General features: G+C 37.3%; 28 protein-coding genes and 1 pseudogene. 21 read left to right on the top strand and 8 right to left on the bottom strand.

The genetic code is table 11. From position 1 onward, the window contains the following. Window positions 1-9: 9 nt before the first annotated feature. The 18 genes from KTI78_RS06375 (at window position 10) to pyrF (ending at window position 13,304) form a co-directional block, all read left to right on the top strand. Complete coding sequence (locus tag KTI78_RS06375) at window positions 10-990, top strand: DNA polymerase III subunit delta' (protein WP_262445562.1); 981 nt, start codon at window positions 10-12, stop codon at window positions 988-990. Window positions 991-1,000: 10 nt separating this feature from the next. Then, entirely contained in the window at window positions 1,001-1,342 is a 342-nt protein-coding gene (locus KTI78_RS06370; protein WP_025470317.1) for a PilZ domain-containing protein, read from the top strand. A gap of 17 nt (window positions 1,343-1,359) precedes the next feature. Then, a complete protein-coding gene (locus tag KTI78_RS06365; protein WP_224991778.1) occupies window positions 1,360-2,133 on the top strand; it encodes a TatD family hydrolase in 774 nt (257 codons plus the stop codon). 36 nt (window positions 2,134-2,169) lie between these two features. Beyond that, entirely contained in the window at window positions 2,170-2,778 is a 609-nt protein-coding gene (locus KTI78_RS06360) for a TetR/AcrR family transcriptional regulator (RefSeq protein WP_016141197.1), read from the top strand. A gap of 6 nt (window positions 2,779-2,784) precedes the next feature. After that, a complete protein-coding gene (locus KTI78_RS06355; RefSeq protein ID WP_239976061.1) occupies window positions 2,785-3,336 on the top strand; it encodes a type II secretion system protein in 552 nt (183 codons plus the stop codon). Continuing rightward, complete coding sequence (gene gspI, locus KTI78_RS06350) at window positions 3,326-3,706, top strand: type II secretion system minor pseudopilin GspI (RefSeq protein ID WP_005069533.1); 381 nt, start codon at window positions 3,326-3,328, stop codon at window positions 3,704-3,706. Before KTI78_RS06355 ends, gspI begins: the two co-directional genes overlap by 11 nt. After that, entirely contained in the window at window positions 3,706-4,407 is a 702-nt protein-coding gene (gene gspJ, locus KTI78_RS06345) for a type II secretion system minor pseudopilin GspJ (RefSeq protein WP_262445561.1), read from the top strand. The genes gspI and gspJ overlap by 1 nt, the downstream gene beginning before the upstream one ends. Before the next feature lies 1 nt (window position 4,408). Beyond that, entirely contained in the window at window positions 4,409-5,368 is a 960-nt protein-coding gene (gspK, locus tag KTI78_RS06340) for a type II secretion system minor pseudopilin GspK (RefSeq protein WP_262445560.1), read from the top strand. Window positions 5,369-5,596: 228 nt separating this feature from the next. Further along, window positions 5,597-6,193, top strand: a complete 597-nt coding sequence (locus tag KTI78_RS06335) for a 6-pyruvoyl trahydropterin synthase family protein (RefSeq protein WP_016141192.1) — start codon at window positions 5,597-5,599, stop codon at window positions 6,191-6,193. Between the two features lie 52 nt (window positions 6,194-6,245). After that, window positions 6,246-6,959, top strand: a complete 714-nt coding sequence (ung, locus tag KTI78_RS06330) for a uracil-DNA glycosylase (RefSeq protein WP_016141191.1) — start codon at window positions 6,246-6,248, stop codon at window positions 6,957-6,959. Continuing rightward, on the top strand, window positions 6,956-8,080 hold the full coding sequence (locus KTI78_RS06325; protein WP_080649467.1) for an enoyl-CoA hydratase/isomerase family protein: 1,125 nt from the start codon (window positions 6,956-6,958) through the stop codon (window positions 8,078-8,080). The genes ung and KTI78_RS06325 overlap by 4 nt, the downstream gene beginning before the upstream one ends. 4 nt (window positions 8,081-8,084) lie before the next feature. Further along, entirely contained in the window at window positions 8,085-8,588 is a 504-nt protein-coding gene (tadA, locus tag KTI78_RS06320; RefSeq protein ID WP_224991782.1) for a tRNA adenosine(34) deaminase TadA, read from the top strand. A gap of 70 nt (window positions 8,589-8,658) precedes the next feature. Continuing rightward, complete coding sequence (locus KTI78_RS06315; RefSeq protein ID WP_239968327.1) at window positions 8,659-9,099, top strand: SRPBCC family protein; 441 nt, start codon at window positions 8,659-8,661, stop codon at window positions 9,097-9,099. Window positions 9,100-9,109: 10 nt separating this feature from the next. Continuing rightward, window positions 9,110-9,790, top strand: a complete 681-nt coding sequence (gene cmk, locus KTI78_RS06310; RefSeq protein ID WP_262445559.1) for a (d)CMP kinase — start codon at window positions 9,110-9,112, stop codon at window positions 9,788-9,790. Between the two features lie 111 nt (window positions 9,791-9,901). Then, window positions 9,902-11,575, top strand: coding sequence for a 30S ribosomal protein S1 (gene rpsA, locus KTI78_RS06305; protein WP_002121348.1), 1,674 nt, complete (start codon window positions 9,902-9,904; stop codon window positions 11,573-11,575). A 156-nt stretch (window positions 11,576-11,731) separates the two neighbouring features. Further along, window positions 11,732-12,034: an integration host factor subunit beta gene (locus tag KTI78_RS06300; RefSeq protein ID WP_002121337.1), complete on the top strand. Its 303-nt coding sequence runs from the start codon at window positions 11,732-11,734 to the stop codon at window positions 12,032-12,034. A gap of 25 nt (window positions 12,035-12,059) precedes the next feature. After that, entirely contained in the window at window positions 12,060-12,425 is a 366-nt protein-coding gene (locus KTI78_RS06295; RefSeq protein WP_016141186.1) for a lipopolysaccharide assembly protein LapA domain-containing protein, read from the top strand. A 180-nt stretch (window positions 12,426-12,605) separates the two neighbouring features. Next, a complete protein-coding gene (pyrF, locus tag KTI78_RS06290) occupies window positions 12,606-13,304 on the top strand; it encodes an orotidine-5'-phosphate decarboxylase (RefSeq protein WP_062848581.1) in 699 nt (232 codons plus the stop codon). Here pyrF and KTI78_RS06285 read toward each other — a convergent pair. Both KTI78_RS06285 and KTI78_RS06280 read right to left on the bottom strand, forming a co-directional pair. Then, window positions 13,301-14,212 carry a lysine exporter LysO family protein gene (locus tag KTI78_RS06285; RefSeq protein WP_016141184.1) on the bottom strand — a complete coding sequence of 304 codons (912 nt, stop codon included), beginning with the start codon at window positions 14,210-14,212 and terminating at the stop codon, window positions 13,301-13,303. The two genes, pyrF and KTI78_RS06285, sit on opposite strands and share 4 nt — an antisense overlap. Before the next feature lie 46 nt (window positions 14,213-14,258). Further along, window positions 14,259-15,806: a flavin-containing monooxygenase gene (locus KTI78_RS06280; RefSeq protein ID WP_262445558.1), complete on the bottom strand. Its 1,548-nt coding sequence runs from the start codon at window positions 15,804-15,806 to the stop codon at window positions 14,259-14,261. Between the two features lie 121 nt (window positions 15,807-15,927). On the opposite strand from KTI78_RS06280, the gene KTI78_RS06275 reads away from it, so the two are divergent. The 3 genes from KTI78_RS06275 (at window position 15,928) to KTI78_RS06265 (ending at window position 20,702) form a co-directional block, all read left to right on the top strand. Then, on the top strand, window positions 15,928-16,950 hold the full coding sequence (locus KTI78_RS06275; protein WP_262445557.1) for an AraC family transcriptional regulator: 1,023 nt from the start codon (window positions 15,928-15,930) through the stop codon (window positions 16,948-16,950). Between the two features lie 77 nt (window positions 16,951-17,027). Further along, window positions 17,028-18,170: a cell division protein ZapE gene (zapE, locus tag KTI78_RS06270; protein ID WP_016141181.1), complete on the top strand. Its 1,143-nt coding sequence runs from the start codon at window positions 17,028-17,030 to the stop codon at window positions 18,168-18,170. Between the two features lie 366 nt (window positions 18,171-18,536). Then, window positions 18,537-20,702, top strand: coding sequence for a malate synthase G (locus tag KTI78_RS06265; protein WP_031948190.1), 2,166 nt, complete (start codon window positions 18,537-18,539; stop codon window positions 20,700-20,702). A gap of 69 nt (window positions 20,703-20,771) precedes the next feature. Here the strand turns inward: KTI78_RS06265 and KTI78_RS06260 are convergent, their stop codons facing one another. The 6 genes and pseudogenes from KTI78_RS06260 to KTI78_RS06235 form a co-directional block, all read right to left on the bottom strand. Beyond that, window positions 20,772-21,185, bottom strand: a complete 414-nt coding sequence (locus tag KTI78_RS06260; protein ID WP_239976050.1) for an ExbD/TolR family protein — start codon at window positions 21,183-21,185, stop codon at window positions 20,772-20,774. Window positions 21,186-21,203: 18 nt separating this feature from the next. After that, window positions 21,204-21,626, bottom strand: a complete 423-nt coding sequence (locus KTI78_RS06255) for an ExbD/TolR family protein (RefSeq protein WP_262445555.1) — start codon at window positions 21,624-21,626, stop codon at window positions 21,204-21,206. A gap of 15 nt (window positions 21,627-21,641) precedes the next feature. Continuing rightward, the gene (locus KTI78_RS06250; RefSeq protein ID WP_239968313.1) at window positions 21,642-22,523 is read right to left on the bottom strand and encodes a MotA/TolQ/ExbB proton channel family protein; all 882 of its coding nucleotides are present in this window, start codon (window positions 22,521-22,523) and stop codon (window positions 21,642-21,644) included. A gap of 40 nt (window positions 22,524-22,563) precedes the next feature. Further along, window positions 22,564-23,277, bottom strand: a complete 714-nt coding sequence (locus KTI78_RS06245) for an energy transducer TonB (protein ID WP_224991791.1) — start codon at window positions 23,275-23,277, stop codon at window positions 22,564-22,566. A 108-nt stretch (window positions 23,278-23,385) separates the two neighbouring features. Next, window positions 23,386-26,055: a TonB-dependent receptor gene (locus KTI78_RS06240; RefSeq protein WP_262445554.1), complete on the bottom strand. Its 2,670-nt coding sequence runs from the start codon at window positions 26,053-26,055 to the stop codon at window positions 23,386-23,388. A gap of 547 nt (window positions 26,056-26,602) precedes the next feature. Then, window positions 26,603-26,671, bottom strand: a pseudogene (locus tag KTI78_RS06235) (hypothetical protein); the annotation flags it as partial. Window positions 26,672-26,799 lie beyond the last annotated feature (128 nt).

Genomic DNA, 26,799 nt, shown 5'->3' with positions numbered 1-26,799 from the left:
TAATTTTTAATGAATCCGAATGTAACTTCAAAGGTTTATCCTTGGCAGCAAACAACATGGGATACCTTGACTACAAGGTTTCCCAATATTGGCCATGGTCTCTTATTTTACGGCAAGCAAGGGTGTGGGAAACATGCTTTTGCTAAGCATTTTTTAGCATGGGTGCTTTGTTTAAATAAGCAGGCGCAAGGCCCTTGTGGGGAATGTAGCAGTTGCCAATGGTTAAAATCAGACACTCATCCCAATTATGTTCATATCACAACGGATGAAGAAAATAAAAAGCAGAATGCAAAAATTAAAATAGAAAAGATACGTGACTTACTACCTTTTGTACAACAAACGGGAGAAGGTTGGCGCGTTATTGTGATTGAACCTGCTGAGGCGCTTAATTTGGCATCCTCAAATGCTTTACTAAAGACTTTAGAAGAGCCGGGAGAGCGTGTTGTTTTAATTCTGCTGGCTGATCACTACCTTAAATTACCAGCCACTATACGTAGCCGTTTACAGCATTTTGCTTTGGATCGTATCTCCTACGAGCAAGCTACATCATATATGAATGAACATTTATCTGAGATTGCAGAAGTACAACCAGATTTATTACTTGGTTTATCCAATGATATGCCTTTACAAGCAATAGAAATTGCTAAAAGTGATTGGTTTGCGAAAAGGCAGATTTTCTTAAATGACTGGCTTAAGATTGTTGCTCAAAAAGATATGCCTCTATTTTTCTCTGGCAAGTGGCAAAAAGAATTAAGCTTTAGTGATTTTATAATGCTTTTTGAATACTTGTTGGGTGATTTAATTTGTGTCAAGCTAAATCAACCACAGAAAAATACTGATTTAGATTTTGATCAGTTAAGCTCATATTATGATTTAGAAAGCTTATTTAATATTTATAATGAATTACAACAAGCAAAAAAGCTTGTTGAGCAAAATGTACAAAGTCAACTAATTATAGATCAGTTGTTTATAACGTTAATGAATATCTAAGGGGAAGATGATGCAGCCGCAAATGGGGGGGATTATTCAGGTAAATATTCCTGATAAAGCTACTTTACAAGCAAGTTATATGGGGTATGTGCAAGGTGGAGGTCTATTCGTACCATCAAAACAAAAGGTAAAGATGGGACAAGAAATTTTCATTTTGGCAACTTTGCCTGAGCAGTCTCAAAAAATTCCTCTAACAGGTAAAGTAATCTGGATCTCCCATAAGCAAAGTGGATTTAAACCTCAAGGTTTTGCTATTCAGTTGAGTGGAGATAAGGGAATTTACTATAAAAACGAGGCAGAACGAGTTTTGGCTGGTAGTATGTCTCTAGACCGCCCAAGTTATACCATGTAATTAAATAGGAAAGAAAAGTGTTTGTTGATACGCATTGCCATTTAACGATGTTGGATTTAACGCCTTATAACGGTGATCTGGATCTTGCGCTTGCAGCAGCGCGAGCAGAAGGAGTGTCTAAGTTTATGGCAATTTCCGTAGATCTAGATGACCATATTGCACTAGCAGAAATTGCAAAAAAACATGAAGACGTTGGTTATACGGTCGGCGTACATCCTTGTGAAGATGTAGATACTATGGCACGCGCAACAACCGAATATTTAGTTGACTTAGCTCAATCAGAAAAAGTATGGGCTTTAGGTGAAACTGGACTGGATTATTATCACAGTACAGATTTTATTGAGGAGCAAAAGGCATGTTTTGCAAGACATATCCAGGCTTCAAAAATTGTAAAAAAACCAGTTGTCGTTCATACCCGTTCAGCAAAGCATGATACGGTAGATATTATTCGTGCTGAACACTCAACACATGGGATTCTGCATTGTTTTACTGAGGATTGGGAAACGGCTAAAGCTGTGCTGGATTGTGGTTATTATATTTCTTTTTCCGGCATTGTGTCATTTAAGAACGCGCAAGATCTAAGAGATGTAGCTAAGCAGGTTCCCCTAGATCGTCTTTTAATTGAAACAGATAGTCCATATTTAGCCCCTGTTCCATATCGTGGTAAAACAAATGAGCCAAAATATGTGCCTTATGTAGCCAAAGCGCTCAGTGATGTATATGATAAATCGGTTGAGGAAATTGCAATGATCACCTCACAAAATTTTGAGAACTTGTTAAAAGCAATTTAGGTTATAGAAACTATATAAGAGAGTAATTGCGTGAAGATGGATCGTCAGGCTCAGTTCCGAGCAAGAGAAGTATTAATATTTCAGGTTGCGGAACAATTATTGCTAGAAAATGGCGAAGCTGGAATGACACTTGATGTCCTGGCTGCTGAGCTTGATTTAGCAAAAGGAACTTTGTACAAACACTTTCAAAGTAAAGATGAGTTGTACATGCTGTTGATTATTCGTAATGAGCGTATGTTACTTGAAATGGTTCAAGATACTGAAAAGGCCTTTCCAGAACATTTAGCTTTTTTTATGTTGCACCATTTACATCATCCTGAGCGAACAGTTTTATTTCACCAAATTGAAGAAAAACTCTCAATCACTGCTCAAGGTGTCCATCATCTTTTTCATGAGCTTTATCAGGTCCGTAAACAGCGATTACGAATTATCATTCGTATGACAGATCATTATTTAGAATCTATTCAAAGTAATATGACAACTCGTGATTATTTGGCTTCTATTTGGTCATTAACTCATGGTGCAGCAGCTATTCTCAATTCAAGTTTTTACCAACGGTATTTAGGTTCAAGAGACACTTTGAGAGTGGCTTATATTGATCAGGCATTAGCCTTACCTAAACAAGCTGTTGAGCAATATGCTTAGGTCGATATGAAAACTCAATCACCTAAATCCCAAAAAGGTTTTACGCTTATTGAAGTGATGGTGGTGATTGTTATTATGACGATTATGACTTCACTCGTCGTACTTAACATTGGTGGGGTTGACCAAAAGAAAGCAATGCAAGCAAGAGAGCTATTTTTGCTTGATATACATAAAATTGGTAAAGAGTCGCTTGATCAATCTCGTGTTCTAGCTTTATCCACTCTCAGCGAAACCGACGTTTCACCATTTTCTTATGAACTGTATGAATATCACGACCAGAGTAAATTACAGGTTCAAGATATAAAAAATCGCTGGCAAAAATATTCAGAATTTACTACGCGGCAACTGCCTAAACATGTATCGTTTACAGTACAACCTTTAGATACGCAAAACTATTCAAAAGCTACGAATACCGATTTAATTGGAGGGCAAGCTCCTCAGTTAATCTGGTTTGGCAATGGTGAAGCTAAAACCGTTAAAATCCAGTTCTACTTTGAGCAAAAACCAATTGGTTCAGAAATACAAATTGATCATTTGGGTAAAATAAATGAAATCTAAAGGCTTTACTCTATTAGAAGTGATGGTTGCTTTAGCAATTTTTGCAGTGGCGGCTGTCGCGCTAACTAAAGTAGCCATGCAATATACTCAATCTACCTCAAATGCAATTCTTAGAACAAAAGCACAGTTTGTTGCAATGAATGAAGTTGCTTTAATGGAAATAAATCAGGAATGGCTCGAAGGTACACAAAGTAAGCAAGTGACTTCTCAAGGCGAGACTTGGCAGATTGATAAATCTGCGCAATCTACAATTAGTCCAAATGTTCAAAAAGTAGATGTACAAGTTAGTTTATATGATTCTGATAAGGGGAAAGTTCAAAATGGTATTACCCACTTGGTATTTTTTAATTACCCAATGAAAGCGAAATAATGATACAAAATAAATATTTTTGCTCTCAAAGCACAGCTCCTCGTCTTGCGGCACGATCGAGCAGTGCTCGATTAATTCGTGCCTCAGGATTTACTTTAGTTGAGCTTTTAGTTTCGATTGCAATTTTTGCTATTTTGTCTCTGTTGGGTTGGAAGGTTTTTGATTATTTACTAAAGGTCCGAGATCGTAATACTCAACATGAAGTGCAGTTGTTTGAATTACAAGATGCTTATCAACAAGTTTTGCGCGATACGTTGCAGATTATACCTTTGTCAGCAAATCAAGGCGGGCAATTACATCCAGCTCTAGAGCTTAATAATCAAGTTCTTCGTTTTAGTAAGGCAGGTGTTACTGACCCTTTAAAGCAAGGATTATCACCTTTTGAGCGTATTGAATATCAATATGACCCTGACCAAAAAAAGCTTTATCGTCTTAAATATAGTAATTTAAATACTTCAAATAGAGAGCAGCCCCTATCAAGTACACTGTTGAGCCAAGTTGAACAATTTCAAATTATGGTGTTGACACCGCAAGAAGTGACAAAGTGGCCAGAAATTAATCTTGACCCTACAAAACCTGAAGAATTTAGAAAGTTACCGAAAGGTATAAAAATACAACTCACGGTTGCAGGTGTAAGTTATGAGTGGGTTTATAGTTTGAATCAAGGGGTTTCATCGCTCTCCAAAGAAGGAGGAGGGTGATATGTTGCACTATAAAAAAAATCAGCAAGGTGTAGCGTTACTCACAATTTTGATAATGGTTGCTTTAGCTACAATTTTAGCTGCCTCTATCGCAAAGCATCAAACTAATACCATGGAAAATACGGGTTATTTGATGCGTCAAAATCAGTCATTACTTTATGCAAAAAGTGCAGAAGCTTTTTTTTCTGAGTTGTTAATTCAAGATACAAATAATGCTGGTGGTATTGATCATTTAAAGGAAAGTTGGGCACAACCGATGCCACCTTTCCCAATAGAAGATGGAATCGTATCGGGACGTTTACTAGATGAATCAGGTAAATTTAATCTGAACAATTTAACGACCAATGAAGGTACGGTAAACGAAGCTGCTAAAAACTGGTTTGAGCGGTTGCTTGTGCGTGTGGGTTTGCCGGCAGAGTTAAGCCAAGCAGTTATTGATTGGCAAGATCCAGATGACGAACCATCTGGACCTATGGGAGCAGAAAGTAACTATTATGAAGGCCTTGATCCTGGCTATTTGGCTTCAAACGCTAAATTTCATCGTATTGAAGAGTTGAAGTCGGTAAGAGGTTTTGAGGGGAAAAAATATGATTTAATTGCCCCATACATATCGGCATTACCTGAAAATACAAAAGTGAATATTAATACTGCATCACCATTAGTATTAGCGAGTATTGATCAAAAATTAGATTTAGGGACTATAGAAAAAGAACTTCAATCACGCCAACAAAATTTAAAATTCTTTCAAAATATTGATGAATTATGGCAATTGAATGCTTTTTCAGCAGTTGATACACAAAAGAAAACTGAAGTTAATAGCCTTTTAGATGTGAAGTCGAGCTTTTTTCAGGCACAAATTGAGGTTGTGTTGAATAATAGAAAAAGACAGTTTACAAGTGCACTAATGCGCAGCGATAAGCAGGTTTATGTATATTCTAGAAATATGGCGCCTTTTAACTAATTGAAAATTTATGAGTTATTCGTCTTTGGTGGAATATCGAGGTTTGTAATTATAAATTTTTCTCGGGTACATATTGGAATAAATCTAAATTTTTTATATGCGTAGCTTCAATGTTTCTTCACAAGTCTTATCATACTTTTTGCTAATTGTTTCTAATTGAAAAGTGGTGCGAAATTTTCGTCTTTTGCTTTATAATAATGTTCTTAGAAGGAATGATCGATTTGGCACATGTTAATTCGTAAGTTATTTAAGTTTGAAAATGCACATGTTGTACGTAACTGTACATCGGATCGTTGTAAGCGATCAATTCATGGACATAGCTATAAAGTTGAATTATTGCTTAAAGCTTCGAAATTAGATCATGGGCAAATGGTTTATGATTTTGGACTCCTAAAGGGAGTAATAAAAGATCTTTTCGATAGCTTTGACCATGCAATCTGTTTTTGGGAAAAAGATGATCCCCAATATATTGATGCATGCCAGACTTTTAGTGCTCGTTGGATTTCTTTACCAGTTTCACCGTCGGCTGAACAGTTTTCACGTATATTCTTTTATCTAGCTCAGCAAGTTTTGCAATCAACAGTCACTCAAAATGGGGAAGGTGATGTTGAAGTATATTCTGTTATTGTTCATGAGACTGATACTGGATATGCTCAAAGCTTTATTGAAGATATTCAAAACGAACAAATGGGTATTTTAAGTCTCGATAGAATTGTTTTTTCAGAACAAATTCAGATAGAGTGGGCAAATCCACGCATGTATGAAGACTTGAAAACAGGGATTAAATTTAATAATCCTCAAGTTGATTTACAAGTCGAAGTATAAATCGAATTACTTACATATTTGTAGAATTGAAAATTGATCTAGGATGACATTAATGCAATTAACTGAGCAACAGCAAGATAAACTCAGTAAAGTTCAATTAGAAGAAAGTTGGAAAAGATCTTTAGCACCTTTTCTATTAAGTCCTCAGATGGATAACTTGCGCGATTTCTTATTTCAACAGAAACAAGCTCAAAAAATAATATATCCACCGAGTAAGCAAATTTTTAATGCTTTAAATACAACACCATTGGCTGAAGTGAAAGTTGTGATTTTAGGGCAAGACCCATATCACGGTCCAAATCAAGCCAATGGATTAAGTTTCTCTGTTCAAAAAGGTATTGCATTACCGCCATCTTTACGCAATATTTTTCATGAATTACATACAGATTTAGGTATTCCAGCTCCTCGCCATGGCGACTTAACAAAATGGGCTAAACAAGGTGTACTCTTGCTCAATAGCGTGCTTACAGTTGAAGCTGGACAGCCGACTTCGCATCAAAAGCAGGGTTGGGAAGCCTTTACTGATGAAGTTATTGATGTTTTAAATGAGCAAAGAGAACATGTAGTATTTATTTTGTGGGGTGCTTATGCGCAGCGCAAAGGACAACGTATAAATAGAGATAAACACTTGGTTTTAACAGCCGCTCATCCATCACCTCTTGCTGCAAATAGAGGGGGGTTTTTCGGGTGCAAAGTGTTTTCAAAAACAAATCAATATTTGAAACAACATGGCATTGAGCCCATAGACTGGCAATTGGACGCATGATGAACTCTCCCAATGTAAATAACTATCACCCGGACTTGGTGGTTGAAGAAGCAAAAAATGGCTGGCGTATAGTACGTTTGAATCGTCCTAAATCATTACATGCTTTAGATGAATCAATCGTAACGGCATTATTGCGTGTATTTGAAGATTTCCGTGATGATGAGCGTGTTAAAGCAATTTGGTTAGACTCAACTACACCAAAAGCTTTTTGTGCAGGTGGCGACGTTAGAAAATTACGTCAACTTGTTATAAATCAAGAAGTAGATACGGCAAATAAGTTCTTCCAACAGGAATATGCTTTAGATCTACTCTTACATAATTATGCTAAACCAGTCGTTGTATGGGGTGAAGGCTATGTGATGGGCGGTGGTTTAGGCTTGTTTATGGCTGCACCATTTCGTCTAGTAACACCATATTCACGCTTAGCAATGCCTGAAATTAATATTGGTTTATATCCAGATGTTGGGGCGAGCCGTTTCTTGGCTGATCGTGGTCCAATAGGTTTGTTTACCGGTTTAACTGGTTCAATCATGACCGCAGCCGGAGCATATAGCATCGGTTGGGCAACACATATTTGTGAAGCACAGCGTGATAATGTTTTGCAAAAAGTTTTAAATATTAATTGGGCTCATTATCCTGCAGGGGATTTTAGAGCAATTGATGATACTTTAAATAGCTTGCACCGTCCTGTTGCAGCAGGTCCATTGCAAAACTCACTTGATGTAATTCATAGCGTTTGCCGTGGTTTCAATTTTGAACAAGATTATCAAGCGATTGTTAGTTTGCGTGATGCGAGTAGCGATTGGTTACGCCAAGCGAGTGAAAACTTGCAAAAAGGTTCTCCTAGTACAGCGGCAATTACTTGGTTGCTATGGCAATGGGGCAAACAAATACATTCATGGGATGAGGTCTTTGATTTAGAAGCTCAGATTTCTGAGTGGAAAATACGTCATCCTGACTTTGTGGAAGGTGTTCGTGCGCGCTTGGTGGATAAAGACTTATCACCAGAATGGAAGCAATGTGATGATCTAAGCCTAAGAGGTATTTTGGCTGATTGTCCACCGGTCACTTCAATAGATAGCTGGAATGCCTTACTTAGACAGCACGGTGTGATCACCTAAAATAATGACTGAATATAGTGATGAATACTGGATGCAGCTTGCTTACGAGCAAGCTGAATTAGCTGCTCAACAGGGAGAGATTCCAGTTGGAGCAGTTTTGGTGAGTGAAAATCGAGTGATTGGAGCAGGTTATAATGCTCCCATTACTTTGTTAGATCCAACTGCACATGCAGAAATTCAAGCTATTCGGGCAGCATGTTCCTCATTAGAAAATTATCGATTACCTGAAGATACAACTTTATATGTCACTCTTGAACCGTGCACGATGTGTGTAGGTGCATTAGTACATGCGAGAATCAAACATGTAGTTTTTGGCACACCCGAACCTAAAGCAGGTTCCTTGGTAAGTGCACGCCAGTTATTGCAGCAAGGTTATTATAATCACAGGTTTACATTTCAGAATGGCTGTCTCCAAGAAAAATGTGCTCAGCAACTTAGTCATTTTTTTAAACAAAGACGTGAGCAAAAGAGACAAGAGAAACTACAAAAAACGTCCTTAAATGATTAAAAAATAACATGCGCTTATGGCAAACTAACGCGGTTTTAATGCCATGATTCTATTTAATAAGGACTATTCAATGCGTAATGTAATTACCGTAAAAAAAGAATTTAATGCCCCTCTTAGTGATGTATTTAATTTGCTCTCTAAGCATTCAACTTATAATACTGCTTTTGCACCTTTACAAGTTGTGCGTGTAAAAGACTCGGCTGATTCTAAAAGACCTGATGGTTTAGGCTCAGTTCGACGCATGGGCTTTGGTCCAATCAAGCCCCTTAAAGAAGAAATTACATTGCTTGAAGAAAATAAAAGTATTGAATATAAATTAATAGATAATCCTTTGATTAAACATCATTTAGGTAGAATCGAGTTTTCTGAAATTACCCCATATATTACTTTAGTTACATACCGCATCGAGTTAACGGCAAAAGCGCCAGTGGTAAGTAAATTAATCCTTGCACAGCTAAAACTAGCCATTACACTAGGCTTTTCGAGATTAGCTAAAGCAGTTGCTTCTTAGTGAGAGTTCAATGACAGTTCAAATTATTACTATTGATGGTCCGAGTGGTTCGGGTAAAGGAACATTGGCTGCAAAACTTGCAGCACATTATCAATATCATTTACTTGATTCGGGTGCGTTATATCGTTTGTTAGGGTTGTCATTACATAAACACGATTTATTAGAGAAATTAGATAGTCAGCTTGATGAATGTATTCAATATGCACTTCAACTGGATATTAAATTTGAGACTTCTGCATCAGGGATTCTGGTTTTCTTGGATGGCGAAGATGTATCTCAAACAATTCGTACAGAACGAGTTGGTGAGTACGCATCAAAAGTTGCAGTGGTTCCAGAGCTTAGACAGGCGTTATTTGAAAGACAAAGAGCTTTTGCGCAAAATCCTGGTTTAGTTGCAGATGGCCGTGATATGGCAACATCTATCTTTCCTGAAGCAAATGCTAAAATTTATCTGACAGCTTCGGCTGAATCGCGTGCTGAGCGAAGAGTAAAACAGTTGCAGGGTATGGGGCTAGATGCTAAAATAAACGACATTTTAGCTAATATACAGGCGCGTGACAAAAGAGATATGGAGCGAGAAGTTGCTCCGCTCAAGCCAGCCAAAGATGCTTATATCATTGATAGTTCGGAATTAACGATCGATCAGGTATTTAAGTTAATGGTTGATTATGTCGATAGCCGTACTATTTAGTAAATAGAATTATCAGTTGAAGCATAGCTTGATCAGTCTATAAAGACTATGTTGATACTTAACTAAACCGGCCTTGTCTGATCCAAGACCGCTGAATTTATCAGGTATATCATGACCGAATCTTTTGCAGCCCTCTTTGAAGAAAGTGAATTAAACCTCAACGTTGAAAAGGGTGCAGTCATCCAAGGTGTTGTTGTAAACATCGATAGCGACTGGGTAACTGTTGACACTGGCCTAAAGTCTGAAGGCATTGTTGACCGTGCTGAATTTTTAAATGAACAACGTGAACTTGAAGTTCAGGTTGGTGATACTGTTGACGTAGTTGTTGAAGCTCTTGACAACGGTATGGGTCAAACAGTTTTATCACGTGAAAAAGCTAAGCGTGCTGAAACTTGGACTAAACTTGAAAAAATCTTTGAAGATGGCGAAATCGTTACTGGTGTTATCTCTGGTAAAGTTAAAGGCGGTTTCACTGTTGACATCGGTCCTGTTCGTGCATTCTTACCAGGTTCATTAGTTGACACTCGTCCTATCCGTGACACTACTCACCTTGAAGGTAAAGAGTTAGAGTTCAAAGTAATCAAACTTGATGCTAAACGTAATAACGTTGTTGTATCTCGTCGTGCTGTTATGGAAGCTGAATCTTCTGCTGACCGTGAAGCATTACTTGCTCAACTTGAAGAAGGTCAAACAGTTACAGGTACTATCAAAAACCTTACTGATTACGGTGCATTCGTTGATCTTGGCGGTATTGATGGTCTTCTACATATCACAGATATGGCTTGGAAGCGTATCAAGCACCCTTCAGAAGTTGTTGAAGTTGGTCAAGAAGTTACTGTTAAAGTACTTAAATTTGACCGTGAACGTAACCGCGTATCTTTAGGCCTTAAACAATTAGGCGAAGATCCATGGTTAGCGATCATGAGCCGTTACCCTAAAGGTTCTATCGTTAAAGCTCGCGTAACTAACTTAACTGACTACGGCTGTTTCGCTGAAATCGCTGAAGGCGTTGAAGGTTTAGTTCACGTTTCTGAAATGGACCACACTAACAAAAACATCCACCCATCTAAAGTTGTTCAGATTGGTGATGAAGTTGACGTTATGGTTCTTGAAGTTGATGAAGAACGTCGTCGTATCAGCCTTGGTATCAAACAAACTCGTGCTAACCCATGGGAAGAGTTTGCTAAAGCTCATGAGAAAGGCGAAAAAGTATCTGGTACTATCAAGTCTATCACTGACTTTGGTATCTTCATTGGCTTGAACGGCGGTATCGACGGTTTAGTACACTTGTCTGATATTTCTTGGAACGAGCAAGGTGAAGAAGCTATTCGTCGTTACAAGAAAGGTGACACTGTTGAAGCTGTTATCTTGTCTGTAGACGCTGAAGGTAACCGTATCAGTCTTGGTATCAAGCAATTGAACAGCGATCCGTTCAATGACTTCTTAGCTGCTAACGAACGTGGTGCTTTAGTTAAAGGTACTGTAACTGCAGTTGATGCTCGTGGCGCAACTGTTAAGTTAGCTGACGAAGTTGAAGCAACTCTTAAAGCTTCTGAAATCAACCGTGACCGCGTAGAAGATGCGACTAAATTCTTAGAAGTTGGTCAAGAAGTTGAAGCGAAGATCATCAACGTTGATCGTAAATCTCGCTCTATCAACTTGTCTATCAAAGCGAAAGACGAAGCTGAAGAGAAAGAAGCAGTTGCTAGCTTGCGTACAGCAACAACAAGTCAAGACAATGGTCCTAAGACTATTGGTGACTTGATCAAAGCACAAATGAAGTAATAAGTTAACAAAGTACAGTTTCATGTAACGGAATTGTACTTTTTATACAAATTACTGTAAACGGTAGCCTAGTATTCAACATACTGCGCTACCGTTTTGTATTTAAACAGGTTATTATCGAACGACATAGAGTAGCAATAAATAACGAGGTCGTAGATGACTACTGAAGCTCTTAATAAGTCTGATTTGATTGAACGCATTGCGCTAAAAAACCCACACTTAGCTGAACCTTTGGTGGAAGAGGCGGTTAAAATTATGATTGATCAAATGATAGAAGCACTATCAACTGATAATCGAATTGAAATCCGTGGTTTTGGTAGCTTTGCTTTACACCACCGTGATCCAAGAGTTGGTCGCAATCCTAAAACAGGAAAATCAGTTGAAGTTGCAGCTAAAGCTGTTCCACATTTCAAACCCGGAAAAGCCCTTCGTGATGCTGTAAACGAATCTGGGAAATAAATAAAATTTATAAGTCGGGGTGCCTATGCGTTATATTTTAATTGCATTGCTTATTGTTGTATTTGGCTATTCTTTAGCACTTGTTTTGCAAAATCCAACAGAGCTTTCTGTTGATTTGTTGTTTACTCAAGTTCCTGCTATGCGTTTAGGCTTATTATTGCTACTCACATTAGTACTAGGAACAGTGGTCGGTCTTTTACTAGGTGTACAGGTTTTCAGAGTATTCCAAAAAGGTTGGGAAATTAAACGCCTGCGTAAAGATATTGAACATTTAAGAAAAGAACAAATCCAAAGTGCTCAATTAGCAGCAGCAGAAGCAGCTGCAAATGTAAGACATGAAAAAACCGTTGTAGATATTTATCCGCAAGATAAAAATTCTACTCCGCTATAATCCCCGTACTACTCTTTATTGATGAGTAAAGAGTAGTATCTCCCTAATTTAATCCGTTCTTCTTTTATTCTTCTAAATATAAAATCTTTTAGTCTTATCGCTTTTAAATTTGGAAAGCGAGCATCTACATTCCTTTATTCCTTCATGATTTGTCTATTATAATAACGCTGATTTTATATGATGGAAGAAAGTCTCTTGAGTATCATTGTTGCGTTAGATGCAAAAAGCCAATATGACGCTTTAAAAATTGTTGAACAGCTTGACCCTGCTTTGTGCCGTGTAAAAGTAGGTAAAGAGCTTTTTACTCATGAAGGCCCATCTGTTGTAAAAAAACTGCAAGAACAAAATTTTGAAGTTTTCCTCGACCTTAAATTTCACGATATTCCTAATACTACAGCTCAAGCTGTTTGTGCGGCAGCTGATTTAGGCGTATGGATGGTAAATGTTCACGCTTCAGGTGGTCGTAAAATGATGGAAACCTGTGTTGAACGTTTAAAAGCAGGTAACTATCAAACTCAACTTATTGCTGTGACAGTACTCACATCAATGGGCCGTGAAGATTTAAAAGATATTGGTTTAGATATTGAACCTGTAGAGCATGTGAAACGCTTAGCTAAATTAACTAAAGAAAGTGGCTTGGATGGGGTGGTTTGTTCTGCTCAAGAAGCTAAGATTCTTCGTGAATTGATCGGGCAAGACTTCTCTTTGGTAACACCAGGAATTCGCCCAGAGGGTTCTAATGCAGACGACCAAAAACGTATTGTGACTCCAAAGCAAGCTATGCTTGATGGTTCTACACACCTGGTTATTGGTCGACCGATTACTAAAGCAGAAAACCCAACAGAAATGTTGAAATCTATTTTGGCTTCAATTGCCTAAAGATTTAGGAATAAGCTAATTAATAACGGGGCGAGTAGGCTTAATAATAAGCCACTCATCATGGCATGTGGTACATAATGTGTACCGCATGACTGTTTTACCATTGCTAAGGTAACATCCATTGACGTTGCGCCAGCGCTTGAGATAGCAGGGCGTGGAAAACGCCAACCCATGGTATACATTAGAAAAATAGCAACAATTTCTCTAAACAAGTCGGTTAATAAGGCGATTCCACCCAACTCTGCCGAATGTAATTGCGTAAATAAGATCCCTGACATTGAATACCAGCCATAACCTTGTGCTAAAGCTAAAGTTTCATTCAGTGTAAAATGCTTGTGAAGTAAATAGTAATTCAAAAAGCCCGCTATACATGACCCTAGAAAAGCAGCTAAAGGTACAATTAAAATTTTCCAGCTTAACCATGTACGGTTAAAGTGGGTAAAGGCAAGTTCGATACCAATTAAGAAAATAAAAAGTAATAATAAATACCAACTATTAAATGCCATATGTGAGTTGAATTGGGTGGCAATAGCTCCTAATAAAACACCTATTCCTAATGCAAAAAAAGCTTTTGTAATATTTTTTAAAGCATTTACAAAAAGTTGAAGTGAGATTTTCCCTTTGACACTTTGTTTATCAAAAATTGTATAAGCCAATAAACAGGTAAAGAAAGAACCGAAAGATGTTGTAAGAGCAATAATAATCGCTGGTGGGAGTATGGCAGAAGGATTCTTAATTTGGTCAAGGGCCAATGTTAATTCTAAAGCTACACTTGCTAACAGAATATAAGAAAAATAGGGAAGTATTTTAAATATGAAGTGTCGGATATTTAGAGATAGTTTTGGAGCTAAAAAATAACCGGAAGCAAGTGCTAAAAATATTTGAATGATGAGATAAAAGGATTGCATATAATAGATAGATTGTTATCAACCTACCTATTATGTCTTGAACATTTTAAGCTGCATAGCTCTGTGAGCTTTTATTTAAAAGTAAGTAATCTCTGGACTTAACTTTACGTGTTTCTAACCAATACTTCCATGTGTAAGTTGGCCATAGAGAAAAGTTCTTTCCATCGGCAGATTGATACCAGCTACTACAGCCACCAGCTTGCCATACAGTTCCTTGAAGCTGCTTTTGAACACGTTCATTAAAAGCGTCTTGAACTTCCGGTTTAATCTCAATTGATTGTTGACCAGATTTTTCTACAAGTTGAATAAGCTGTAAAATGTAATTTACTTGAGATTCAATCATAAAAATAATCGAATTATGACCTAAAACAGTATTTGGCCCGACGAGTTGGAATAGGTTAGGAAAATTCTTGGTCATTATTCCATAATAACTTTCTGCACCATCTTTCCAAGCTTGTTTTAGCTCGATTTGATTGCGTCCAATACAGGTGAAATGTTTTAAATAAATACGTGGGTCAGTAATAAAACCTGTACCGTAAATTAAACAATCAATAGGCCGTTCTTTACCATCTTTAGTGATAATACTGTTTTCTTTAATCTCTTGAATGCTATCAGTGACTAACTCAACATTTTTTCGGTTAAAGGTAGGAAAGTATTTATTTGAGATAAGAATACGTTTACATCCCATAACGAAGTCAGGTGTGAGTTTTTTTGCTAGCTCTTTATCTTTGACTTGAAAACGTATGAATGCTTCTGCCAATTTTTGGCCATATTTCATGATTTGAGGTTGAACAATTGGTACAACGCGAGATTCATTACTCCAGTAAAGACGACTACGATGAATTTGGCGATAAATATTTGAAGATTTGAATAATGCTTTACTTAAGCTTGAATATTTGCGCTCATCTCGCGGTATGACCCACGCAGCCGTTCTTTGAAATACATAAAGTTGTTTAACATCTTTAGCTATTTCAGGAATATATTGGATTGCACTGCCTCCCGTACCAATAGATGCGACTGACTTGCCGTTCAAGTTATAGTCGTATTCCCATTGTGAGGAATGAAATACTTTCCCTTTGAATTTTTCGATTCCTTTGATAGGAGGAATTTGGGGAATGTGTAAGGGACCTGAGGCAAAAACTACAAATTGAGCTTCTATAGAAGGCTGGTCCTTAAAATCTAGAGTCCACACATGACGTGTTTCATCATATTGGACATGAGTTACGTCATGCTTAAACTTACAGTAATTTTTAATTTTATATTTTTCTGTAATATTCTGAATATATTCAAAAATTTCTGGACCCTCAGCATAGCGTTTGGTCCAATCGGTCTTTGGTGCAAAAGACAAGGAATACATGTGAGATTGAACATCACATGCTGCACCTGGATAGCGATTTTCTCGCCAAGTTCCACCAACATCGTTTGATTTTTCTAAAATAACAAAGTCGTGCTGTTGATTTTGTAGTAAACGGATTGCCATTGCTAGGCCACCAAATCCAGCCCCAATAATAGCGATTTTAGTTTTTTGAATAGCATCTTGCTTTGCGTTTAGCATTGGAAACCCTGCATAAGCTGAAAAGAGGATTGCACGCAAGACTAACGTTTTTTGATCAGTTTAAACATGATTGTATCGACGTGAAAATTGATAGATTAGGCAATTAATTTTCTTGCTTCTTTATAGTAAAACATTTCAGTCTAGGGAAATTGATAGAAGAATGAAACGGTCGATACTTGGTTTAATCTATTTAATTCAAGGAATGCGCAACGCTGGCATTGATGTCGACTCACGTTTGGCCGATATAGGTATTAAAGTTGATGCTTTAGACCCAAGTTCTACAATTCATGATCGTCTTGAATGGGATATTCAACAAATTATTAGTAAAAATGTTGAGCCTGAAAAGGGATTATTTATTGGACAGCATTACGCTTTAGCAGGGTATGGACCCTTGCTTATGTTGCTTGTTACAAGTCATGATATTCAAACTGCTTTAAATAAAGGTATAAAATATCAAAAACTTACTCACTTATTTGGTAGCTTAGGTTTAGACGAAACTGATGAGCGCACCATTCTAAATTATTTGCCTGTTGATTTGAAAACTGAAATTGGTCAGTTACGGGCACAATGCGAAGTCTCGGGGACTTATAAGTTTATTCAAGATATTTATACGATGATGGGATTACAAATGCCTACGATGCGTATAGAACTTCCTTTTGAAAAACCAACTGACTCAGATACTCTATCTCGCTATTTTGCATATTATGGCGAAGATGTGCATTTTAATGGTAAATATGCGGCGTTTAGCCTAAGTAAGGATGTACTTGAAATCAAGATTCCTTCTGCCGATATCATTACACATCGTATTTATGAATCAAAATGTATTGCAGAGATAACAAGATTAAATCAACAAGATCATCAAACTCCACATATCATACAATGTGTACAAGATTATCTTGAGTTGCAACAAGGAATTATCCCGAGCATGGCAGAAACGGCTTTTGCATTGAAAATGCCTGAAAGGACATTAAGGCATCAATTGCAACAGCTAAATACGAGTTATAAGCAAATTCGTGAACAAATTATCAAGAATAAGGCATTGAAGCTTATGGAATATAGGGAATACTCAATAGAGGTCGTTGCCGAATTACTCGGCTATTCTGAACCAGCGGCATTTAATCATGCTTTTAAACGATGGTTTGGGCAGAGTCCTCGACAATATGCAAAAGAGTCATCGTCGTAACTCTTGATGCTAAAAGCTAATGTGGTTGAACAAAATGTTCGCTATACTCTCATCAGTTAAAATTGAAATAAAACGATATGTTAAATTTAAAATCTTCTCATAGTACTGCATTCACTCCTTCTTCCCCAGCAGAACGCTATGCTGAGGCTTTAGCTTCAGGCCAATTTATGGCAGATGAAGCGCAAGCACAGGCAGTGCAAGAATTAGATCGCGTATGGAAGGAACTTTTAAACCGTTATAAAGCCTCTAAAAAAGCTTTCCGTCGTTTTCGTCGCCAAACTTCACCTAAGGGTGTATATATGTGGGGCGGAGTAGGCCGTGGAAAAACTTGGCTGATGGATCAATTTTACGAGTCTGTGCCATTTCGCCGTAAAACGCGTATGCATTTTCATCATTTCATGCAACATGTTCATAAAGAGCTAAATAAGCTTTCAGGCCAGCGTAATCCGCTTGAAATTGTAGCTGACCAAATTTATAAAGATGCTGTTGTTATCTGTTTTGATGAATTCTTTGTATCAAACGTAACAGATGCAATGATCTTGAGTGATTTATTCCAAAAATTATTTGTCCGCGGTGTGACATTAATTGCAACATCCAATATTGCCCCAGATGGCTTATATAAAAACGGTATTCATCGCGATCGCTTCTTACCAACAATTGAAATGGTTAAAAAGAACTGTGCTGTTTTAAATGTAGATGCGGGCGTGGACTATCGTTTACGTGTACTAAAACAGGCTCAATTATTTAAATCACCATTAAGTAATGAAGCACAAAACTGGATGTCAGAGCGCTTTAATGCATTAACTCATACCCAATCTCATTCTCAAGAGCCGATTGTGATTAATAACCGTGTTGTTGAGACCCTCGGACATACAGAAGACGTGTTATGGTGTGAATTCTCTGAACTCTGCTTTAAACCACGTAGCCCAGCAGATTTTATTGAAATTGCAAATATTTATAATACGGTTCTAGTCAGTAATGTTCCTCATTTGACAGATTTCTTGTCAGAGGGCACTCGTCGTTTTATTTACCTAGTCGATGAATTTTATGATCGAGGAGTAAAATTACTTTTAACTTCTCAAGATAGTATTATTGATATTTATCAGGGTGAAAAATTAGCATTTGAAATTGAGCGTACGCGTTCACGTTTACTCGAAATGCAATCTGACGAATATTTACATTCTGAACATCGTCATATTGATGATACTAAAAACGCATAAAAAATAGATATAAAAAGCGCTCTAAACAGGGCGCTTTTTTTACAACAAAAATTGATAAATTTAGTTAAATAGTGCTTTTTCATACTGTAAAGTTTGATATAACTAAATACGCTTTAGAAAAACAAGATAGTGAAATTTTTTGTCTGTTAACAAAAAGTCTAGTTTCAGTATCTTTAAATATTGAATAAATTGTTGGGAATCCTAGTTAGAATTTTAATATTTCCTTTATAGAAAAATTTATCTTTGTCAATAGTTTTGCAAGGGAAAATGCTTACTATTTAGGAATGTGATATTAGTATTCAGCTTAATTTAAATCGGTATACTAGGATTCTCTTGGTATAAAAAGTAGCAACTTCAGGAAAGACAATGACTGCACGTATTCAAAAAGGCAAGTTAGCGATTGCTAAAGAACTTTACGATTTTATCGAAAATGAAGCTTTACCAGGTTCTGGTTTAGATAGTGAAACTTACTGGAAGAACTTTGAGCAAGTTGTTGTCGATCTTAGCCCAAAAAATAAAGCATTATTGGCTAAGCGTGATGAATTACAAGCAAAAATTGATGAATGGCACCGTAACAACAAATTTGAATTAGGTGCTTATAAAGCGTTCTTAACTGAAATTGGTTATTTATTACCGGAAGTTGAAGACTTCCAAATCACAACTGAAAATGTTGATGAAGAAATTGCGTTGTTGGCAGGGCCACAGTTAGTTGTACCTGTACGTAATGCACGTTATTGCTTAAATGCAGCAAATGCTCGTTGGGGTTCTTTGTATGATGCACTTTACGGCTTCGATGTAATTTCTGAAGAAGGTGGAGCTGAAAAAGGCAAAGGATATAACCCTGTACGCGGTGCAAAAGTTATTGAGTTTGCTAAAAATTTCTTAAATGAAGTTTTCCCACTTGCGCAAGGCTCACATGCAGACGCAACAAAATATGCTATTGAGCAAAATAAACTTGTTGTAACTTTGAAAGATGGTTCAAAAACAGGTTTAGCTCATGAAGCTCAGTTCGTTGGTTTCAACGGTGAAGAAGCAAATCCTTCAGAAGTCGTACTATTAAGTAATGGTCTTCATGTCATTATTGAAATCGACCCATCTAGCCCAATTGGACAAACTGATTCTGCTGGTGTTAAAGATTTAACATTTGAAGCGGCAGTAACCACAATTCAAGATTTGGAAGATTCCGTTGCGGCTGTGGATGCAGAAGAAAAAGTTGAAGGTTACCGTAACTGGTTAGGTTTAATGAAGGGTACGCTTCAAGAATCTATCGAAAAGAATGGTAAAACGATTGTTCGTGATTTAAATAAAGATCGCGAAATTAAAAACTTAATTGGTGGAACTACAAAACTTCATGGTCGTTCACTTATGTTACTTCGTAACGTAGGTCACTTAATGACTAACCCAGCTATTTTAGTAGATGGGGAAGAGATTTTTGAAGGTATTATGGATGCATTGGTAACGCCATTGTTATCAATTGCTGATATCCGTAGTACAAACGAAAATAAGAACTCACGCAAAGGTTCTATGTATATTGTTAAGCCAAAAATGCATGGACCAGAAGAAGTTGCGTTTGCTGTAGAGCTATTTGAACGTGCTGAACAGGCGATTGGGTTGCCACCTAAATCGTTAAAAATCGGTATTATGGATGAAGAGCGCCGTACATCTGTAAACTTGAAAAACTGTATTGCTGCTGCTAAAGACCGTACGATCTTTATTAATACTGGTTTCATGGACCGTACAGGTGATGAAATCCATACTTCTATGGAAGCTGCGCCGGTTGTTCGTAAAGAAGCTGTCAAAACACAAAAATGGATTGCTGCTTACGAAAACCGTAACGTTGCAATTGGTTTGAAATGTGGTTTACAAGGTAAAGCACAGATTGGTAAAGGCATGTGGCCAAAACCAGATAGCATGAAAGATATGTTAGCAACTAAAGCTGCACATCCAAATGCGGGTGCTTCATGTGCTTGGGTACCATCTCCAACAGGTGCTGTACTTCACGCGATGCATTACCATCAAGTGAATGTAAAAGCACGTCAAGATCAGTTAAAAGCTGAAGAAATGTTGTCATTAGATGACTTGTTAACTCCTCCATTTGCACCAGAAACAAACTGGTCAGCAGAAGAGATTAACAATGAGCTTGAAAATAACTGCCAAGGTATTTTAGGTTACGTTGTTCGTTGGGTTGACTTAGGCGTGGGTTGTTCAAAAGTTCCTGATATCAACAACGTGGGCTTAATGGAAGACCGTGCAACATTACGTATTTCTTCTCAACACGTTGCTAACTGGCTACGTCACGGTATTGTAACTCGTGAACAAGTTGAAGAAGTGCTTAAACGCATGGCAAAAATTGTTGATGAGCAAAATGCGAATGATCCATTGTATAAACCAATGGCTGCTAACTTTGAAACTAACATTGCTTTCCAAGCAGCTTCAGACCTTATCTTTAAAGGTTGTGAACAGCCTTCAGGTTATACTGAGCCGTTACTTCATGCTGCTCGTTTAAAGTTAAAAGGTTATACAGGTGACTAATTTTAACCTGTCATAAAAAAAGCCTCTTCGGAGGCTTTTTTATTTGAAAGAATAAATTAAATGTATGACTTAATTATTACTCACAATTCCAATTTTAGTGACCCCTAAACGCTGTGCTGTAGCCATGACCATTGCTACATTTTTATATTCAGCCATTTGGTCTGGTTTGAGTTTGATCTGGTCTTGATCTTTTTTGGCAACTACACTTTGAAATAAAGTCTCTAATGCCGTACGATCAGAAACCTCTTGGTTATTCCAAAACACTTTACCTGCTGCATCAATTCTTACATCAATTACTTCCGGTGGCTTTTCATTTGTTGGTGGCGGTGTGCCGTTTGGTAAATTAATATTAATCGCGTTGTTTGGTGCAGGTATAGTAATAATAAACATAATAATAAGTACCAGCATGACATCAATAAGCGGTGTCATATTGACTTCCAACATTACATCGTCATCATTATTTGAACCGACATTCATACCCATAAAATTCTCCTTAAATAATTACTGGGAGGCTGGAGGGGTAGTAACAAATGCAATTTTGCCAATACCAGCTTGTTTGGTTGTACTAATGACCTGATCTATCGCTTCAAAATGGGTAAGCTGATCTCCTCGAATATGCACCTCAGGCTGTGGTCTTTTTTGTGCCACGGCTTGTAATTTTGCTAACAATATTTCTTTATTCGGTACATAACTTTCATTCCAGAAAATATCTCCTGTCTTATTGACTGAAAGTTGAATATTTTCAGGCGTGGTTGCGTACGGAGTATTTTTTTCTTCTGGTAGTTTCACTGGAACCGTATGTGTAACTACTGGAATAGTAATAAGAAAAATAATAAGTAAAACCAACATGACATCGACCAGAGGTGTCGTGTTAATTGTTCCAATCATTTCGTCATCATCTTCAGAACCAACACTTATACCCATAATGTTTGCTCCTGATTATTTAATATTACGGTTAACTGAATTATTGGTATTAATTTCTCCGCTTAATAAAACCGCGTGTAAATCTGAGCCAAATGAACGGACATTTTCCATAACGGCTTTATTGCGGCGAGTAAGCCAGTTGTAACCCAGTACAGCAGGTACTGCGACTGCAAGACCAATAGCCGTCATAATGAGAGCTTCACCAACGGGGCCTGCCACTTTATCAATAGATGCCTGACCTGAAATCCCGATTGCAGTTAATGCGTGATAAATTCCCCATACGGTACCAAAAAGTCCAACAAATGGTGCGGTAGAACCTACCGTTGCTAAAAAGGCTAAACCACCACCTAAATGATTTTGTATTTTTTCAATTGCGCGTTGGATAGAAATGCTTACCCATGTATTAAAATCGATTCGCTCAAGTAAAGAACCGCCGTGTGATTTAGTTGAATTAATGCCTTTTTCTGCAATAAAGCGATAAGCGCTACTTTGTTCTAAACCTTCTGCAGCATTATCAAGGGAAGTAGCCTCCCAGAAATGTTTTTCAGCTTCTTTGCCTTGGCGTTTGACTTTACCTTGTTGCAATAGCTTAGAGATGATGATGTACCAAGTTCCGATCGACATGAGTACTAAAATAAATAATGTAGACTTAGCAACTAAGTCACCTTCACGCCAAAGGGCTTCTAAACCATAAGGATTTTTAACAGTTTCACTCGTTGCGGGCTTCGGTGGTGGGGTTGGAGTATTTGTATTTGATGTGGCTTCAGTGGTTGCTGTGGCTACAGGTGCATTGCTTGTTTCTTCTGCGAAAACTGAGCTTAATGGAAATAACGAGCAAGCTGCGATTAGACTTGCAGAAGCGAAACGAACTAAAGGTTGAGTTGATTTTTTCATCATATATCTCCAATATTTTTTAATTTCTTACTAATTCAATTGTTTATTCAATTACGAATGGATATTCAATTTCATACCAATCTTGCTGAGGCACACCATCTTTCATTGCTGGTTTGAACGTACATAAGCTGTAAGCTTTAGTTGCCGCTTTATCTAAAATTTTGCTACCACTCGATTTTTTTACTTTGGCATCAATGACTTTGCCGGATGTATCAACCAAAACACGTATACGCACCGTTCCTTGTTCTTCATTCATCAGCGCTTCACGAGGATATTCCGGTTTTTCACAGCCAGCAGAGCCTTCCGAAACTCCACGACTTACACCAGCTGGTTTTGGTGCCGGCGCAGCAGCCACTGGAGCTGGTGCAGCAACAGGGCTTGGAGATGGAGTGCTAGGTGCCGCAGCAACTGGGGTAGCCACTTTAGTCGGTTGAGCCACTGGTGTCGTTTTTTGTACCGGTGTTGCTACTTTCTCTACTTGTTTAGGCGGCTCTGGAACCTTGGCAACTTTTTCTACCATTTTGGGTGGCTCAGGTGGTTTTTCCTTTGGTTTAGGCTCTTCCGGCTTTGGTGGAGGAGGCGGCTTAATATCCTGAATAATCTGTAATTCCACAGGTTTTTCTGCTGGTTTTTGAATATTGTTTGCTAAACCTGACATCAGAATATAGGCAACAAGAAGATGCAGAAAAATGACTGCAGCAATACCAATTAGGCGTTTGGCAGATTTATTTTCTATGTCTGTAAAAGTCATGCCCATAGTTACTCCTGAAACTGTAGACAAACAATTTTTTAAATGACTGTTTGACTAAGAATGAGTATTTGTTCTGCAAACTAACTGTTGAGAGTTATATTTGCAGAACAACCATTAGAACTTATATGTACCTCGTACAAAGTAAGTACGTCCTAAAGGATCTGCGTAACGTGGGTCATATCCCATTTGGAAGTTATCAATTACATTAGAAGCAGGAGGATCTTCATCAAAAATATTTTTGATACCCGCTGTAACTTCTAGATTTTTAAAGCCTTTGTATGTGCCTGAAATATTATAGGTTGTATAGTCACTGACTCTATGATTCTGTTCATTAGAGTTTTGATCTTGGTACCCGCGAGAGAAGTTTTGTTGTAGGTTTAAAGCCCAGTTTTCATAATTCCAATTTAGGTTTGCAGTATGTTTCCAGCGCAGAATAATAGACTGATAATCTAAACCACTATATGATCCAGCAACACCTTTCCAGTCACCATCTGGTTCGGCTTGATATTTGTAATCTGTAATATACGTTCCATCGATATTGAAACCAAAACGACCGGTAGCAGTCATTGGAGAAACCCAACTTAAGCCGACATCGAAACCTGAAGTTTTAATTCCACCCAAATTTTGTTGGGTTGTAATAATATAATCTAATGAACCATCAGGATTACGTACAAATTTGTCTGCATATTTCACAGGATCGGCAAAAATAGCAGTTTCTGAAAGTGTAGCAATTTGTTTATCAACTTCTATATTGAAGTAATCAAGAGTAAAGGCTAAATTTTTAATTGGTTCAAATACTAAACCTGCAGTAAAAGACTTTGACTCTTCTGGATCTAGCGTTTTATTACCTCCATTTTGTCTGTCGAACTGCATATTACAATCGCGTTCTTTTTTCCCTCCTGGTTGTACCTTGCCACCTTTGCAAAGTACTGGATCATCATATGATGCACCTGTATTAGTTATTGAATTTGCCCCATTAACCTCCCAAAGTGTTGGTGCTCTGAAACCTGTGCTATAAGTTGTACGGAACATTAACTGTTTAATAGGTTCCCAACGAAGTGCAAATTTTGGATTAAACGTATCGCCAAAATCGTTGTAGTCATCATAACGAGCAGCGATTTGAGCTTCTAAAGTTTTATGGAGTGGGATATGAAATTCGGTAAATACCGATTTAATATTACGATCACCATTATTTTCTGGCTCATCTGGATCGCTACCTGCACTTGGAGCTACACGGGCAATATCTGCCATAACTTTTGAAGTCCAATCTTCATAGCGATAGCTCGCTCCGATTGCAAATCCAACATCTCCAGCTGGTAATTTAAATATAGGTCGGCTTGCAGTGAAATCGACAGTAGTCGCATTTAGATTAGCTTTTAAATATTTACCTTCAACTCCTAATTGATTCCAAGCATTGCCATCCTCAGGGTTTTGTGGCCCGAATGGATTTAATGTGCCATTGTTTAAAGCTTCTTGAGTTTTATCATAATTTAAATAGCCACTTACGAGAGCATCTGACGCACTACTATGCGCATAAGTAACGCCTGAATTAATGTCCCAACCATGAGTTTCACCCTCAATACCAGCAAACAATCTATGTGATTGGTTAATACTGTTACTTATACGATTACCCGATTGTGAACGCAGATATAGAGGGATAGTTCCCTTAGCGCCTGCTAACGCTGGAGTTATGCCGTTTCCTGGATAATATTTACTATTAGAGTCAAGTGTCAGATCAAAAAATACATCTGGCGCAACTGAAGTAGTGACTTCACTTCTTGCATATAAATATTCTGCAATCGCGTTAAAATTATCATTTAGTTTAAATGTAGCTCGGCCCATAGCTGAGATGTCTTCTGTTTTTGGAACAATTCCAATCACAGCTTGACTGTTATATCGACAAGTTCCATCATCGATACTATTAAGAGGGTCATTGCCACAACCAGTGGAGGCGTAAGGGTTCCCTAAACCTGGGACATTGGCAGGGAATGAACCACTACTGGTTCTATTGACACCTAATTCGGGTAATATACCTCCACGCCGACTAACTTTACGGTCTTTGGCCATGACATCATCGCCTTTGCGATAGTCCACTACACCAAAAACGTTATAGCCATTTTCGTCTAAATCACCGAAGCCACCAAAGATGCTGTAGTCTTGCTGCTCACCGCCTTTTTGTTCTGGTTTTTGATAGCCGGCGGTCAGATTAAGTCCGGTAAACTGCTTTTTGGTAATAAAGTTAATTACCCCGCCAATTGCATCTGTTCCATAAATGGAAGAGGCGCCATCTCTTAGAACCTCAATGCGGTCTAACATTGCGAGCGGAATAATATTTAGGTTTGTGACACCACTATCATAGGCATTTGCAGCCAATCGACGGCCATTAAGTAAAACAAGTGTTTTATTGGCACCTAAGGCTCTAAGATTTGCTGATGACCCTTCTGCTTTACTTCGGCCTACATTGCTCGCGGTAACAAAATTAGATTGGTTTGCACTAATTTTGGATAAGGCTTCTTCAGTTGTAGTTACCCCTTGTTTTAAAATTTCGTCAACTTTTACGATAGTAATGGGCGAAGCACTTTGTGCTGCAACCCCTTTAATTGAAGAACCTGTCACCGCAACTTTTACGACTTTTGTTGGTTTTTCATCATTGCTTGATTGTTCTGTTTCTGCTGCTTGTGCCATGGTAAGACACATCATGCTTAAACTAAGGGTGCTTAATTTAAGAATTGTTTTGCCAATCTTGGGGGTTACCTGAGATCGAACATTGTATTTTTTTTTCATCGTGGATTTGATCCCTTTTTGTTGTCGTTAGCGATATTGCTGGAAAGTTTTTAAGCAAAGCAAGTGCCAACTATATATTTTTCTTTTTTTAGTTTATGCAAAATATTGATATGTATTGATTTTATTATGGTTGAGTAGGGTGCTTTGGCTTTTTTGAGATAAAAATAAATTTTCCATTTGGAAAAAAATTTGATGGTGGCGAAAAGTTTCAAATTTATTTGTGTAAAAAATATACATTACTAGACTCTTCACATGCTTTTTAAATAAAAATGTATCGTTTTAGAGCTTTTTAATAGGTAATGTTATAATATCTATAGTTATGTGGTTTAATTATAATTTAATTATTAATCAATAAATTATTTAAAAATTATGTGTAAAGTAAGCTGGTTCTAATGTGGATCATAATTAATTTTTAATGTATTTTATTTGTGCATCTAAGGTATGAGGTGATTAACTTATATGAATATAATATTTGGCAAAAAGTTACTTTTATTTATATAGTTCAAATGTTTTTAAGTATCTAATAAAAATATGAATTTTTAATATTTTAAAATATTTTAAGATGGATATTAATAAATGGCATGAAATTCGCTTTATATTCAATAGTTATAAAACTCTAGGTATTTGAGTTTATTTTTCCATTTGATCAAATAAAAAGATGATAAAGGAAAGTGAATTTTAAGACCTAAATAGGCCTATCTGTCGAAAAAGAACTTTTCTTATGCAGATTTAGATGTTACTCAA

The organism is Acinetobacter sp. WU_MDCI_Abxe161, from assembly GCF_025514355.1.
Lineage (GTDB): Bacteria > Pseudomonadota > Gammaproteobacteria > Pseudomonadales > Moraxellaceae > Acinetobacter > Acinetobacter pittii_E.
The sequence above is the reverse complement of the archived record's forward strand: the minus strand, read 5'-3'. Positions and strand labels throughout refer to the sequence as shown.

Coding starts and splice junctions, on each gene's coding strand:
- KTI78_RS06275 (WP_262445557.1), top strand. CDS start 15,928: ATGAAACGGTCGATACTTGGTTTAATCTATTTAATTCAAGGAATGCGC.
- gspJ (WP_262445561.1), top strand. CDS start 3,706: ATGATACAAAATAAATATTTTTGCTCTCAAAGCACAGCTCCTCGTCTT.
- cmk (WP_262445559.1), top strand. CDS start 9,110: ATGACAGTTCAAATTATTACTATTGATGGTCCGAGTGGTTCGGGTAAA.
- KTI78_RS06325 (WP_080649467.1), top strand. CDS start 6,956: ATGATGAACTCTCCCAATGTAAATAACTATCACCCGGACTTGGTGGTT.
- tadA (WP_224991782.1), top strand. CDS start 8,085: ATGACTGAATATAGTGATGAATACTGGATGCAGCTTGCTTACGAGCAA.
- KTI78_RS06245 (WP_224991791.1), bottom strand. CDS start 23,277: ATGGGCATGACTTTTACAGACATAGAAAATAAATCTGCCAAACGCCTA.
- gspI (WP_005069533.1), top strand. CDS start 3,326: ATGAAATCTAAAGGCTTTACTCTATTAGAAGTGATGGTTGCTTTAGCA.
- KTI78_RS06255 (WP_262445555.1), bottom strand. CDS start 21,626: ATGGGTATAAGTGTTGGTTCTGAAGATGATGACGAAATGATTGGAACA.
- KTI78_RS06295 (WP_016141186.1), top strand. CDS start 12,060: ATGCGTTATATTTTAATTGCATTGCTTATTGTTGTATTTGGCTATTCT.
- KTI78_RS06335 (WP_016141192.1), top strand. CDS start 5,597: ATGTTAATTCGTAAGTTATTTAAGTTTGAAAATGCACATGTTGTACGT.
- KTI78_RS06315 (WP_239968327.1), top strand. CDS start 8,659: ATGCGTAATGTAATTACCGTAAAAAAAGAATTTAATGCCCCTCTTAGT.
- ung (WP_016141191.1), top strand. CDS start 6,246: ATGCAATTAACTGAGCAACAGCAAGATAAACTCAGTAAAGTTCAATTA.
- KTI78_RS06355 (WP_239976061.1), top strand. CDS start 2,785: ATGAAAACTCAATCACCTAAATCCCAAAAAGGTTTTACGCTTATTGAA.
- KTI78_RS06300 (WP_002121337.1), top strand. CDS start 11,732: ATGACTACTGAAGCTCTTAATAAGTCTGATTTGATTGAACGCATTGCG.
- KTI78_RS06370 (WP_025470317.1), top strand. CDS start 1,001: ATGCAGCCGCAAATGGGGGGGATTATTCAGGTAAATATTCCTGATAAA.
- zapE (WP_016141181.1), top strand. CDS start 17,028: ATGTTAAATTTAAAATCTTCTCATAGTACTGCATTCACTCCTTCTTCC.
- KTI78_RS06360 (WP_016141197.1), top strand. CDS start 2,170: ATGGATCGTCAGGCTCAGTTCCGAGCAAGAGAAGTATTAATATTTCAG.
- KTI78_RS06265 (WP_031948190.1), top strand. CDS start 18,537: ATGACTGCACGTATTCAAAAAGGCAAGTTAGCGATTGCTAAAGAACTT.
- KTI78_RS06260 (WP_239976050.1), bottom strand. CDS start 21,185: ATGGGTATGAATGTCGGTTCAAATAATGATGACGATGTAATGTTGGAA.
- KTI78_RS06240 (WP_262445554.1), bottom strand. CDS start 26,055: ATGAAAAAAAAATACAATGTTCGATCTCAGGTAACCCCCAAGATTGGC.
- rpsA (WP_002121348.1), top strand. CDS start 9,902: ATGACCGAATCTTTTGCAGCCCTCTTTGAAGAAAGTGAATTAAACCTC.
- KTI78_RS06375 (WP_262445562.1), top strand. CDS start 10: ATGAATCCGAATGTAACTTCAAAGGTTTATCCTTGGCAGCAAACAACA.
- pyrF (WP_062848581.1), top strand. CDS start 12,606: ATGGAAGAAAGTCTCTTGAGTATCATTGTTGCGTTAGATGCAAAAAGC.
- KTI78_RS06285 (WP_016141184.1), bottom strand. CDS start 14,212: ATGCAATCCTTTTATCTCATCATTCAAATATTTTTAGCACTTGCTTCC.
- gspK (WP_262445560.1), top strand. CDS start 4,409: ATGTTGCACTATAAAAAAAATCAGCAAGGTGTAGCGTTACTCACAATT.
- KTI78_RS06250 (WP_239968313.1), bottom strand. CDS start 22,523: ATGATGAAAAAATCAACTCAACCTTTAGTTCGTTTCGCTTCTGCAAGT.